General features: G+C 57.9%; 11 protein-coding genes. 7 read left to right on the top strand and 4 right to left on the bottom strand.

All coding sequences use genetic code 11. The features are described from left to right. Nucleotides 1–364: 364 nt before the first annotated feature. The 6 genes from galE to KJY40_RS19785 all read left to right on the top strand — a co-directional run bounded on the left by galE (nt 365) and on the right by KJY40_RS19785 (nt 6564). Nucleotides 365–1381: a UDP-glucose 4-epimerase GalE gene (galE, locus tag KJY40_RS19810; protein ID WP_221533886.1), complete on the top strand. Its 1017-nt coding sequence runs from the start codon at nt 365–367 to the stop codon at nt 1379–1381. Between the two features lie 227 nt (nt 1382–1608). After that, nucleotides 1609–1845: a hypothetical protein gene (locus KJY40_RS19805; RefSeq protein ID WP_230732049.1), complete on the top strand. Its 237-nt coding sequence runs from the start codon at nt 1609–1611 to the stop codon at nt 1843–1845. Between the two features lie 90 nt (nt 1846–1935). Next, the gene (locus KJY40_RS19800) at nt 1936–3051 is read left to right on the top strand and encodes a polysaccharide biosynthesis/export family protein (RefSeq protein ID WP_192561785.1); all 1116 of its coding nucleotides are present in this window, start codon (nt 1936–1938) and stop codon (nt 3049–3051) included. An 11-nt stretch (nt 3052–3062) separates the two neighbouring features. Continuing rightward, nucleotides 3063–3728: a YjbF family lipoprotein gene (locus tag KJY40_RS19795; protein WP_230732046.1), complete on the top strand. Its 666-nt coding sequence runs from the start codon at nt 3063–3065 to the stop codon at nt 3726–3728. Further along, nucleotides 3725–4489 carry a capsule biosynthesis GfcC family protein gene (locus KJY40_RS19790; protein ID WP_407681972.1) on the top strand — a complete coding sequence of 255 codons (765 nt, stop codon included), beginning with the start codon at nt 3725–3727 and terminating at the stop codon, nt 4487–4489. The genes KJY40_RS19795 and KJY40_RS19790 overlap by 4 nt, the downstream gene beginning before the upstream one ends. Beyond that, entirely contained in the window at nt 4486–6564 is a 2079-nt protein-coding gene (locus KJY40_RS19785) for a YjbH domain-containing protein (protein ID WP_230732042.1), read from the top strand. Before KJY40_RS19790 ends, KJY40_RS19785 begins: the two co-directional genes overlap by 4 nt. A gap of 270 nt (nt 6565–6834) precedes the next feature. Here the strand turns inward: KJY40_RS19785 and KJY40_RS19780 are convergent, their stop codons facing one another. The 3 genes from KJY40_RS19780 to KJY40_RS19770 form a co-directional block, all read right to left on the bottom strand. Then, nucleotides 6835–8229 (bottom strand): undecaprenyl-phosphate glucose phosphotransferase, encoded by a 1395-nt coding sequence (locus tag KJY40_RS19780; protein WP_230732031.1) that lies wholly within the window; start codon nt 8227–8229, stop codon nt 6835–6837. Nucleotides 8230–8611: 382 nt separating this feature from the next. After that, nucleotides 8612–9271 (bottom strand): winged helix-turn-helix domain-containing protein, encoded by a 660-nt coding sequence (locus KJY40_RS19775; protein WP_230732022.1) that lies wholly within the window; start codon nt 9269–9271, stop codon nt 8612–8614. 292 nt (nt 9272–9563) lie between these two features. Further along, on the bottom strand, nt 9564–10304 hold the full coding sequence (locus KJY40_RS19770) for a helix-turn-helix domain-containing protein (protein WP_230732012.1): 741 nt from the start codon (nt 10302–10304) through the stop codon (nt 9564–9566). Nucleotides 10305–10810: 506 nt separating this feature from the next. Between KJY40_RS19770 and KJY40_RS19765 the strand changes: the two genes are divergently transcribed. Further along, the gene (locus KJY40_RS19765) at nt 10811–11644 is read left to right on the top strand and encodes an undecaprenyl-diphosphate phosphatase (protein ID WP_074689217.1); all 834 of its coding nucleotides are present in this window, start codon (nt 10811–10813) and stop codon (nt 11642–11644) included. A 23-nt stretch (nt 11645–11667) separates the two neighbouring features. Here the strand turns inward: KJY40_RS19765 and dusA are convergent, their stop codons facing one another. Next, nucleotides 11668–12663, bottom strand: coding sequence for a tRNA dihydrouridine(20/20a) synthase DusA (dusA, locus tag KJY40_RS19760; RefSeq protein ID WP_230732009.1), 996 nt, complete (start codon nt 12661–12663; stop codon nt 11668–11670). Nucleotides 12664–12760 lie beyond the last annotated feature (97 nt).

Below are 12760 nucleotides of genomic sequence, written 5' to 3'. Positions count from 1 at the left end.
CATTCATGGCGCACTGCCATCGTTTATTGCAATAACGAAAGGTTGCAAGTTATTGAAGCTGTACTTTAATACCTGACTCGGGAGATGAGTGGCAAATAGCAATGAGTGTAAAACACGACAATGTTATGAGATGTCGGTTTGACAGTTATTGGTTATTTTTAGTCGGCATCCGTTGATAGTGATGAATGCGCGGGAGTGCTAATAAGTACCAGGCAATACAGTTTGGCTTGTAAAAATATTTATAGCCAGTGATTGAACTGTTTTTGTTTCTTGTTGTTGTCGCGCTGTTTGTGTGAATCAAGACACACATTAAACAAACAGCGCTTGACACGCGAGTTGGCACTTTTCCCACATGGACCGCGCTATGAAGATTCTGGTAACGGGTGGCGCCGGCTATATCGGCTCGCACACCACACTTGCACTACTTGAAGCAGGTTATGAAGTTGTAGTTCTGGATAATCTTTGCAACAGCAGCGACGCCGCCTTGCACGCGGTGGAAGCCATTTGCGGCAAAAGTGCGCTGATGATTCGCGGAGATGTCTGTGACCGGGCTCTGCTGGACCGGATTTTCCAGCAGCACGCCATCGATGCCGTGCTGCATTTCGCCGGGCTCAAGGCCGTGGGCGAAAGCGTGCGCAAGCCGCTCGAATACTACGAAACCAACGTCAGCGGCAGCATCACGCTGTGCCAGGCGATGGCAGCGGCGGGGGTGTTCCGGCTGGTGTTCAGCTCGTCCGCCACGGTCTACGGCGAGCCGGCGCAGATGCCGATCCGCGAGGATTTCCCGACCGGCAATCCGACCAATCCCTACGGCCAGTCCAAGCTGATCGTCGAGAACGTGCTGCGCGACCTGTGCCAGTCCGAACCGCGCTGGAGCATCGCGCTGCTGCGCTACTTCAACCCGATCGGCGCGCATCACAGCGGCCAGATGGGCGAAGACCCCAACGGCATCCCCAACAATCTGGTGCCTTACATCAGCCAGGTGGCGGTCGGCAGCCTGAAGGAGTTGTCGATCTTCGGCGACGATTACCCGACGGTCGATGGCACCGGCGTGCGCGATTACATCCATGTGGTGGATCTGGCGGACGGGCACTTGAAAGCCCTGCAATCGATCGCCGACCGCACCGGCATTCATACCTGGAACCTCGGCACCGGCGACGGCTACAGCGTGTTGCAGGTGCTTCGGGCCTTCGAGCAGGCCTGCGGTCAGCCAGTGCCGTTCCGGGTAATGCCACGGCGTTCCGGGGACATTGCCGAGAGCTGGGCCGACGCCTCCAAGGCCGCGAAGGAACTCGGCTGGAAAGCCACGCGCAACTTGCAGGACATGGTCACCGACACCTGGCGCTGGCAATCGAATCATCCCCGGGGTTATCAGGGATGATGGCGTTTTAGTGCAATGTTAGTTTCAGTCAGGTTGTTAGATATCGTCGGGAAATTAGACTGGCAATGCCTATTGCAAGTCCGTAGATATAAACCTGCCGTTCGACTTTTATCAGTTGGGTAAGACTGTGAAAGAACAACGGATCTTGTTCGCGCTTTTTGCGACTTGAACTCTACCACCTCTAACGAACACCCGATGTTCAGGTGCGATGTTAGAAAGGAGTTGATATGAAGAGAGTGATGGCGATCGCCCTGTTGACGATGTTGAGCAACTGGGCCTCCGCAGCTGAAGCGCCGCTTACAGCAGTGACCAATGTATCTGGCAGTGTCGCGGCTTCTACAGCGCCTGCTGCCAGTACTGCCATGGTCGCCAGTGCTGTAGCGGCGTCCAACAGTGGTGGAAGTGCCAACGGCGGTACAACGGGTACCACCGGTACCACGGGTACAACCGGCACGCACAACTAACTGAAGTATCTGTTGGTGCAGTACAAGGTCGCCCGACGAAAGTCGGGTGACTTTGTTTTTGGATTCGCCCTTGAATAGCGTAGTGCCATTATGAATCGTCGTTTTACTCTTTTAATGTTGGCAAGTTTCGCTTTGCAAGGTTGCATGTTCTCCCCCGGCCAGTACCTGAGCACCAGTAGCATCACGCGCCAGGGCGCCAGCGAAAGCAGCCGGGTCGAGCTCATTCAGATCACCCCCAAGCTCATCGCCATGAACCGGGCCACGTACAAGCGTGAGTCGGTGCCGGCGGAGTTGTTGGCGACCCCGGCCGAATACCGCATCGGCAGCAATGATGTGCTGTACATCACGGTCTGGGATCACCCCGAGCTGACCGCCCCTTCGGGTGCGCAACAGCAGATCGATGCCAACGGCCGTCTGGTGCGCTCCGACGGCACGTTGTATTACCCGTACATCAAGGAAGTCCAGGCCGCCGGTAAAACCATCCAGCAACTGCGCTCGGACATCGAGCAACGCCTCTCGGCGTTCATTGCCGAGCCGCAAGTGGATGTCGCGGTGCTGCGTTTCGCCAGCCAGAAAGTCGTGGTCTCGGGCGCCGTGGCCAAGGCCGGCCCCCAGGCGATTTCGACCAATCCGCTGAGCGTGGTCGAAGCCCTCGGTTCGGCCGGTGTCGATACCAACAATGCCGACTTGTCGGGGCTGATGCTGACGCGCAACGGGCGGGTCTATCCGCTCAATCTCGACGCGCTGAATCAGCAGGATTCCGAATTGCAGAACGTCTACCTCAAGGGTGGCGATCAGCTGTATCTGCCGTACAACGACAACAAGCGCATCTACGTGATGGGCGAGGTCAACCAGCCGCGAGCGCTGAGCTTCAAGACTGCCACCATGAACCTGTCCGACGTGCTCGGTTCGGTCGGCGGCTTGAGTCAGACCACCTCCAACGGCAACGCCGTGTACGTGATTCGCGGGGTGGAAAACCTCGACGTGGAGCCGGCGAAAATCTACCAGCTGGAAGCCGAATCGCCGACCGCCATGGCGCTCGCCTCGCACTTCGAAGTGCGACCCCAGGACGTGGTCTATGTCGGGCCTGCCAACGTGACTCGCTGGAATCGCCTGATCAGCCAGTTGGTGCCGTCGGCATCGATTGTCGGGACGGGGGCTTCCGCTGCGAAGAACTGGAGCGAATACAGTAACAACAGCAAATAAGGCCGCCGACTGTGAAAACGTTGAAAGTGGGCGTGTGCCTGATGGCGGCCGTGTTGTTGAGTGGCTGCAATCCGCTGATGAGCGCTTCGTTGAACAACCTCAAGGCGTCGATCATCGGACCGGATGACCTCGACGTGTCGGCGGAGCAGGTGGCCGGGGTCAAGTATCCCCAGCTCAAACTGACCACGCCGTCCGGTTCCGGGGTGCTGGCGCTGGTGCGCGAGCGCGAGAACCTGCAGTTCTGGGTCGCCTCCGGCAAGCAGGTGCTGCTGACGCGCGACGGCCTCGTCATGCGCACTGTTGGCCTCGGAGTGGAAGGCGACCTGGACGGCACGCGTCTGTCCGATGACTCGCCGTTCAAACAGGGTCTGCATCGCATCACCGACGGCTACACCAGCCGACGCTGGATCGACCTCTACAAGGGCCAGGAAGTCGGGATCATCCTCAACAGCCGCTTCTCCCGCCGCGCCCTCGAAACTCTCGAGATTCTCGACAAGGAATACACCGTGCTGCGTGTCGATGAGCAGATTGACGCGCCGGCCATCGGCCTGCGCGCGACCAATCGTTACTGGGTCGATCCGGTGGACGGTTTCATTGTGCAGAGTGAGCAGCAACTGACCTCGCAGTTGCGGGTCAGGATCGTGCAGCTGACCCCTGACCGCAGGCATGTCCCGTGAAGCGGCTCAGAGCGCTCTCGGCGTGTTTGATGTTGCTCGCTGGGGGGAGCGAGGCAGCAGTCATCGTCAGCGGTGATGTTGCGAACCCGGGCCCGATCGAATTGCCGGCGGGCGGGCGTTTGCGCGACGTGATCGGCGAGGCTGTGCCGAATGCCGAAGGCTACTGGCTGGCGGGCGTCCTGTTGCGTCAGTCATTGCTGGAAGAACAGACGCGGCTGAAGGTCGGCGTGCTGTTCGATCTGGATGTGCTGCAGCGCATGGCGATGCTGTTCGACAAGCCGAGTCGAGCAGCGCTGGCACAGCGATTGGCCGAGCAGGTCCGGCAGATGCCGGTGACCGGACGGCAGATTGCCGATCTCGATCCGGTGGCGGTGGAAGTCGGCTTCGCCCGCAACATCCGTCTCGACGATGGCGATCAACTGATCTACCCGAAACGGGTCGACGAAGTCGAAGTGCTGGGCGCGGTCGCCGAGCCGTGCCGCCTGCCTTATCAGCCGTTGCAGGAGGCCCGCGAATATCTGCAGGGCTGCACGTTGCTGGAGGCCGACGCCGATGCCGACTATCTGTGGCTCATCCAGCCCAACGGCGAATCGCGGCGGGTCGGCATCGCCCACTGGAACCGCGAGAGCGGGCAGATGCCCGTGGCCGGCAGCAAGATTCTGGTGCCGGTGAAAAACGATGATCTGGATCCGCCTGTCCCTGAACTGAATCAGCAGTTGGCCGAATTGATTGCCACGCAGTTGGCTGAGGTGGTTCGTTGAATTTGCGTTTTGCAGCTGTGTTGTTATTGCCGTGTGGCCTGGTGCATGCCGAGCCACGCATTACCCAGAATGACTTCGGCGGCGTCGGTCTGTTGCAGACCCCGACCGCGCGCATGTCGCCCGCCGGTGAGTTGAGCGTCAACGCCAACCGCACCGAACCGTACAGCCGATACAGCGTTTCGTTGCAGCCGCTCGACTGGCTGGAAGGTTCGTTTCGCTACACCGCCATCACCAACCGTCCGTACGGTTCCGAAGCGCTGAGCGGCAGCCAGAGCTATAAGGACAAGGCGGTCGACGCCAAGGTCCGGCTGTGGCAGGAAAGTCACTGGGCGCCGGAAGTGGCGCTGGGCTTTCGAGACATCGGTGGTACCGGTTTGTTTGCCAGTGAATTCTTCGTGGCCAACAAGCGCTACGACAATTTCGATTTCAGCGCCGGCATCGCCTGGGGTTACATCGGTAATCGCGGCGACTTCGACAACCCGCTGGGTTGGGCCAGTGATCGCTTCAAGACCCGCCCGGACCTGGAAGGCACCGGTGACGTCAACGCCGGGTCGTACTTTCGCGGCAAGCCTGCGTTTTTCGGCGGCGTGAGTTACCAGACGCCCTGGGATCGCCTCAGCCTGAAACTCGAATACGAAGGCAACGACTACAAGCACGAGCCGAAGGACAACATCATCAAGCAGGACTCGCCGATCAACCTCGGCGCGGTGTTCAAGGTGACCGATTCCCTCGACCTGAGTGCCGCGTGGGAGCGGGGCAACACGGCGATGTTCGGTGTCACGTTTCACACCAACTTCGTCAGTCGCAAGGCCCCGGCCAAGACCTTCGACCCACCGGCCGAACCGCTGCCGGCGAAGGCGCCGGCCACGACGATGGAGGAGGTCAACTGGGCCGACGTATCGCGCCGCTTGCAGCAGAACGCCGGCTACAAGGTCGAGCGCATTACTCAGCGCGATTCCGAACTGATCGTGTACGGCGAGCAGCAGCGCTATTTCCATTCGCCCAAGGCTGTCGGCCGCGCGAGCCGGATTCTCGACAACAGCGTCAACGACGACATCGACTGGTTCACCGTGGTCAACAAGCGCTATGACCTGCCGCTGGAAGAAACCAGCGTGCCCCGGCAGACCTTCCGCGAAGTGCTCAACAACGAGGAGCCGCTGGAGTCGCTGCACCGCACCACCGAGATCAACCCGGCGATGCCGCGCAACGAGAAAACCCTCTACACCGAAGCGCCGCAGCACTTCAATTACGGCGTCGGCCTGGGCTTCAAGCAGAACGTCGGCGGTCCCGATGGTTTGCTCTATCAGTTCACTGCCGACCTGGACGCCGAGTACCGCTTCAACCGCAACACCTGGTGGAACGGTTTGCTCAGTCAGAACCTGATCAACAACTTCGACAAATTCACCTACGACGCGCCCAGCGGCCTGCCGCGTGTGCGCACCGACTTGCGTCAGTACCTGACCACGTCGGACACCACCATGCCGCTGTTCCAGGTCAGCCACGCCGAGCAACTGGACAAGGATTTGTACGGCATGGTCTACGGCGGTTATCTGGAGTCGATGTTCGCCGGGGTCGGGGGCGAGGTGCTGTTTCGTCCGACCGGCAAGCGCTGGTCGATCGGTGCGGATCTGAACTACGTGCGTCAGCGTGAATTCGACCAGGGTTTCGGCCTGCAGGATTACTCGGTCTGGACCGGCCACATCACCGGCTATACCGACCTGCCTTACGAAACGCTGGCAGCGGTCAGCGTCGGGCGTTACCTGGCGGGCGACTTTGGCGGCACGGTGGATATCTCCCGCGAGTTTTCCAATGGCGTACGCTTTGGCGCCTGGGCGACCATCACCACCGCCGGCAGCGCCGAGTATGGCGAGGGTAGTTTCGACAAGGGGCTGTACCTGTCGATTCCGTTCGACGAAATGATGAGCATGTCGACCATGCGCCGCGCCAACCTGGTGTGGGCGCCGCTGACCCGTGACGGTGGCGCGCGGCTCAACCGCAGCTTCCAGCTGCATTCGATGACGGACAGTCGGGAAGGGGACATGTTCTACCGCAACTTCGGGAAGATTACCGAGTAGGTTCGGGGGAGCGGGGAGTTAAAGCGGGAGCCTGATGGCTCCCGCTTTTGTTTGTGGTGAAGGGGGATCTTGATACAGCCATGATTGCTGTGGGAGTCGGTGTGTTCTAGGTTCAAACCTGATGTTGAATGATCCGACGAAAGCGTCTGCTCAGCCGACATCAAAACATCTGACACACCTTGTCCGCAGAGCCCCGCCAACCCCCAAATCCCGCCCACAAAAAAGGGGACTTTCGTCCCCTTGCGGTGTTGCCTTCTCAAGCCCTGCGTCTCAGTAAATATCCTTCGACAGCAGGGTGAAGGGCGTCTTCACCAGGATCTTCACATCCAGCCACAGCGACCAGTTGTTGATGTACTTCAGGTCGATCTCGACACGCTTTTCCATCTTGTCGAGGGTGTCTGTCTCGCCCCGGCAACCGCTGATCTGCGCCAGGCCAGTGATGCCCGGTTTGATTCGGTGACGGGCCATGTAGGCGAGGATCTTGCCCGAGTAGTAATTGTTGTGCGCCACGGCGTGCGGACGTGGGCCGACCAGTGCCATGTGGCCTTGCAGCACGTTGAACAGTTGCGGCAGCTCGTCCAGCGAAGTGCGACGGATGAAGCGACCGACTGGAGTGATGCGCGAATCGTTGCGGCTGGCCTGCTTGACGTCACGGTCATCGTGCACGCGCATCGAGCGGAATTTCCAGACCTTGATCACCTTGCCGTTCCAGCCGTGGCGATCCTGCTTGAAAAACACCGGGCCCGGCGAAGTGAGCTTCACCGCCAGCGCCACGGCCAGCAGCACCGGGCTCAACAGAATGATCGCCAGCAGGGCGACGGCTTTTTCCACCAGGCTTTTGCTCAGCGCAGCGGTCGGGCGGCTGGTCAGCGGGCTTTCGTTTAGGTAAATCGCCGGCAGACCGTCCACGACTTTTACCGAGTGGTTGAGCAGCGTCAGGCTGTTCAGGTCCGGCACCCAGACCACGTCAACGTTGGCATCCAGCAGATCGACGTACATGGCTTCGATGTTGGCGGCTTCCGACAGCGGCAGCGTGATGTACAAGCGGCGGATGTCGTGGGTCTGGATCAGCTCGAGCAATTCGTCCTGAGCGCCGACGATGCGCGGGGCGTCCGCTTCCAGGGAAGGCTTGTCGCCGTTGCTGACCAGGCCGACCAGTGGCAGGTTTTCGTGCTGGCTCAACTTCTTCGCCAGGCCCAGCGCCAGTTCGCCGGTGCCGACGATAAGGGTCTTGTGCTCGCTTTTGCGCGAACGCTGGTAGAACTTCGAGAACGCATGCAGCGGTGCGTACAGCAGCGCCTGACCGAGGAAACCGTACACCGCCCACTCAAGGATGACCTGGCGGGAGAACAGCGCATCGGCCTTGCAGATGAAAGCGATGAACGCCAGCCCGGCCATGGTCATGAACCAGCCCACGAACAGTCGACCCAGCCCGGTCAGGTAATTGTCTCGCTTTCGGTACGCGCCGCTGAAGGTATAAGCCGGCACCGAGGCCAGTACCGCCAGAATCGTGCACATCCGATAGTAGAACTCGACGGTGCCCGTGTGCTGTTCGGCCAATATGAACAGCAGTGAAACAATGAAAGTCTGTGCCAGCGCCCATTGGCCCCAAAAGGTCAGTCCCTTGAGGCCGGTGTTTCGATTGATACGAAGAGAAAGATCCATACGATATCCCCAAAAGACGTCCATTCAGGTTTCGACAGTAGAAAACCGAGTTGTTAAGCAGACTTGTTATTGTTGTTTGAGCCAGTGTCCTGAGGTAACAACGCCGGAATGCGGAACTGTCGTCAGTCAATAGACTAAGTTATTGCCGGGGATGCTGTCTGACGAGTTCTAACAAGATGGCACAGTGCCAACTTATTTAAATTTCTAATATTCAAACGTTAGAAAAGGTCGAAAGGCAGGGGGTGAATAATCAATCTTGTGTTTGCTATCGTAGGTGGGGTCAGGAGGCGGGTATAACCAGGGAGGGGTGAAACCAAACAGAGTGCTTTTTTATTTTTGTAATCGCACTTGTATCTGTTTGTCTTGGAGTGAGGGATGTTGTTTAGGCAACAACTTCCTGGATCAGGCAATAACCGCGATTGCGTACGGCACGAAACAATCGTTCACCGTTGCTGGCGTTCTTGAATTTGTCTTGAAGTCGGCTCAGGCACATTTCCAGTCCCCGATATTGCTCCGGCTCGCGGCCGATGCTGAGGATCAGATCGTCCCGACTGACAACACGCTCTTCATGGTGGAGCATTTTGCGGACCAGTGCGGTTTCGAGCCCGGTGAGACTGATTTCGACACCCTCTTTCGTCAATGCACCCTGATCATTGTCCAGATGCCAGGCTTCAGTGCAGGGCGCGTCGGACCCGATCGTTCGTGAAGTGTCAGCGGGGTCTTCGGACATGGCCGTGGAACTGTGGAAGGAGTGCGCCGATTGTGCTGCCAGCCATTCCGATTCAAGAGTGGCCAATATGCGCTGGGTATCATGTTCGATGCTGCGTGCGACATGCTTCCTTGTGCCGCGTGGGTAAGTGAACTCCATCAGCATCGGAGTGGAAGAGGGCGAAGCAACACCTTCAATAAACATTTGTGCCTGAGACGTGCCAAACGAATTGAAACGCTCGCTGGAGAGGATGTTCTCAAGTTCACGTTGCGACGCCGAGCTATTAGTCACGACAACAAAGTATTTTCTTGGGAGGGTTGTGCTGGTTTCCATGTCTCTCTCCTAAAGTACACACCAAATTTGGCGAAAAAATAATGGGCAGTCGAGCAATGTTTTCCTCGGAAATAATCGACGGGCAGGGTCTGGGCCCAATGATGGCCCTCGATAAGTTCCACTCGGTCTGCTTTTAGAGTAATGGTTTATTGTTATGTTTAAGTGTTGCAGCGCTCATGCAATTGACAGCTTTTTATTAGATATGTGACGCAGTTAAAACAGTGAGACATCGGATTTTTAGTGCGTTGCATCAGACGTTCCCTCGTAAGCTGCAAAAGAGTGATTCCCTGAATCAGGCGGTCGAGATCAACCCCCTCATCAGACGATAGCCATACCCGCGAATGCTCTGTATGGCGTTCGTACCGTACACGTCCTTGATTTTCCCACGCAAGCGGCTGATGGATTTTTCCAGCGCCCGAGGGTCGTAGAAATGGGTGTTGAGCCCCATGATGCTGGCGATTTCATCATGGCTGAGAATGTGATTGCCGGTCTGCGCAAAGGCTTGCAGGATCTTCATTTCGGCAAAGGAGATATCGAGTTTCTTGCTGGTGTCCGAGAGGCAGATGCGGGTGGGGTCCAGCACCAGGCTGATATCACGCTGCCATTCTTCACTGTTGAAGAACTCGCCCAGCAGTTCGCCGCTTTCATCGGACAAGGTATTGAGTTTGATACAGAAGTCGGCACCGGCCAGGAAATACTTGATCTTGTTGAACGCACCGCGCCCGGTGATCACTGCACAAATGATCGGCTTCAAGTTGTCACTGCGCAGGTTTTCCACCCGTGCCAGGTTGTCTTCGAGTGCCTGAGGGCTGTCGATGACAATGAATATGGCACGATACACGCCGTGATATTCATTTTGCTGATATGAACTAGCGTAAGAGTCGGCCTCAATGGCCATATCAGTCTGCACATGCTTGGCGATTAGCGCGCTAAAGTGTTCAGCCACGCCACGGGTACGACCCAGAGTGAGAACACTTGGTTCGTCGCTTGTGCGGCGCGGACTTCTAGTCGCTAAGTTACCTGTGAGCATCATGCATTGACTCGAAAAGGTGCTGACATCGGGATGTTAAAGCACCGGTTCTCATCTGTGACTGACAATTGGTAACATTTGCGCGGATTTTAGACGTGGCTCCCGAGTTTTCTAACAATAATTAAGCTTTTCAAGCTTTTAGTTGATTTTTTCGGGGCTGTGAACTAACGGAATTGGGGTCGTTAGATGGTGGCAATATGGAATGGTGCCACTATTTTGTAATTGTGGCGACCTGTTTTTATGTCCCTTGGCCACTACTGATTTGCACGCCTGCACAGGGAGTGTGAGGTGGGTCACATTTTAAGGGGCGATGTGATTTTTAGCTATAACACTGACAAGTTCACACACGGACGTTTATTAACATGCCTTGAGTGTGGCTTTTGATAAGACATATTCTCCGTCCCCGAGTCGGGCAATGGGTAAGCATCTGCCAATTGTTTTACTTCAGATACTCAATGCCTGAATGCACTTAACGGCGCGCCCTAAAAGAGCGTGCCGACGGAGGATTAATGGATTTACTGACCTTGTTCAAGGTGCTGATTCTTGGGGCGGTAGAAGGCCTGACCGAGTTCCTGCCCATTTCCAGTACGGGCCACCAGATTATTGTGGCCGACTTGCTGGAGTTCGGCGGCGAACGCGCCATGGCGTTCAACATCATTATTCAACTGGGCGCCATTCTGGCCGTGGTCTGGGAGTTTCGCCCGAAGATCTTCGAGATCGTCAAAGGCCTGCCAACCCAAAGCAATGCCCAGCGTTTTACCCGCAATCTGCTGATCGCCTTTTTCCCGGCGGTCATTCTCGGCGTGTTATTCGCCGACACGATTCATGAATACCTGTTCAACCCGATCACCGTTGCCGTTGCATTGGTGGTGGGCGGCATCGTGATGTTGTGGGCCGAGCAGCGGGATCATGTAGTGAGTGTCGACCATGTGGACGACATGAAGTGGGCCGACGCCCTGAAGATCGGTTGCGTACAGTGCCTGGCGATGATTCCGGGCACGTCGCGCTCCGGTTCCACCATCATCGGCGGTCTGCTGTTCGGCCTGTCACGCAAGGCCGCCACGGAGTTCTCGTTCTTCCTGGCGATGCCGACCATGGTCGGCGCTGCGGTGTATTCCGGCTACAAGTACCGCGAACTGTTCCAGAGCGGCGACCTGCCGGTCTTCGCTCTGGGCTTCGTCGTAGCGTTCATCTTCGCAATGATCGCCGTGCGCGGCCTGCTGAAGTTCATTGCGAACCACAGCTACGCCACCTTCGCCTGGTACCGGATCGCCTTCGGCTTGCTGATCCTCGCGACCTGGCAGTTCGGCTGGGTGAACTGGACGGCGGCCGCAGCCGCCTGACCCTCAGCCGCGCAGGCCGGGCCTCAACGCCCGGCCAGCAACTCCGCCGCCTGATCCAGCAACGCCAGCGGATCCTTGGCCTTGTGGATATCCACCGACAACAACTGACGAAACTTGCGCGCCCCCGGGAACCCGGTGCCCAGGCCCAGCACATGCCGGGTGATGTGATGCATCGCGCCGCCGGCCAGCAAATGCTCGGCTATATAAGGCCGCAACTGCGCCAGCGCCTCGGCCCGGCTGATCACGGGCGCGCTACTGCCGAACAACTGCTGATCCACCTCGGCCAGCAGATAAGGATTGTGATACGCCTCGCGCCCCAGCATCACCCCGTCAAAGGTCTGCAAATGCTCATGGCAGGCCTCCATCGTCTTGATCCCGCCGTTCAGAATGAACTCCTGCTCCGGAAAATCCGCCTTCAACCGCGCCGCCACGTCATAACGCAACGGCGGAATGTCACGGTTCTCCTTCGGCGACAACCCCTCCAGAATCGCAATCCGCGCATGCACCGTAAAACTGGTGCACCCGGCATCCCGCACCGTGCCGACGAAATCGCACAGCTCCTCATAACTGTCCCGCCCATTGATCCCGATCCGATGCTTCACCGTCACCGGAATCGACACCGCATCACGCATCGCCTTCACACAATCCGCCACCAACTGCGGATGTCCCATCAGGCACGCCCCGATCATATTGTTCTGCACCCGATCACTCGGGCAGCCAACGTTCAGATTCACCTCGTCGTAACCATGCTCCTGCGCCATGCGCGCACAGGCGGCCAGGTCCAGCGGGACGCTACCGCCTAACTGCAACGCCAGAGGATGTTCGGCTTCGTTGTGACGGAGGAAACGCTCGTGATCGCCGTTGAGCAGAGCGCCGGTGGTGACCATCTCGGTGTAGAGCAGGGCGTTTTTCGACAGGATGCGTAGGAAGTACCGGCAATGGCGGTCAGTCCAATCCATCATGGGCGCGACGGAGAAACGACGGGAGAGTGGGGCGGGTGTGGCGGAGATTGGGGGCATTGGGGGTACGGAATCGGTGTGGCTGGGAGGTGGGGGAGTTTATCAGGAATGACCGGTTGGGCTCAGTGATATCCGGCGGAAATACAACCTCATCAAG

The organism is Pseudomonas fitomaticsae (assembly GCF_021018765.1).
Taxonomy (GTDB): Bacteria; Pseudomonadota; Gammaproteobacteria; order Pseudomonadales; family Pseudomonadaceae; genus Aquipseudomonas; species Aquipseudomonas fitomaticsae.
The sequence above is the reverse complement of the archived record's forward strand: the minus strand, read 5'-3'. Positions and strand labels throughout refer to the sequence as shown.

Excerpts from the sequence above, each read along its gene's own strand:
- KJY40_RS19775 (WP_230732022.1), bottom strand. The coding sequence starts at position 9,271 with ATGGAAACCAGCACAACCCTCCCAAGAAAATACTTTGTTGTCGTGACT.
- KJY40_RS19770 (WP_230732012.1), bottom strand. The coding sequence starts at position 10,304 with ATGATGCTCACAGGTAACTTAGCGACTAGAAGTCCGCGCCGCACAAGC.
- KJY40_RS19805 (WP_230732049.1), top strand. The coding sequence starts at position 1,609 with ATGAAGAGAGTGATGGCGATCGCCCTGTTGACGATGTTGAGCAACTGG.
- galE (WP_221533886.1), top strand. The coding sequence starts at position 365 with ATGAAGATTCTGGTAACGGGTGGCGCCGGCTATATCGGCTCGCACACC.
- dusA (WP_230732009.1), bottom strand. The coding sequence starts at position 12,663 with ATGCCCCCAATCTCCGCCACACCCGCCCCACTCTCCCGTCGTTTCTCC.
- KJY40_RS19780 (WP_230732031.1), bottom strand. The coding sequence starts at position 8,229 with ATGGATCTTTCTCTTCGTATCAATCGAAACACCGGCCTCAAGGGACTG.
- KJY40_RS19800 (WP_192561785.1), top strand. The coding sequence starts at position 1,936 with ATGAATCGTCGTTTTACTCTTTTAATGTTGGCAAGTTTCGCTTTGCAA.
- KJY40_RS19765 (WP_074689217.1), top strand. The coding sequence starts at position 10,811 with ATGGATTTACTGACCTTGTTCAAGGTGCTGATTCTTGGGGCGGTAGAA.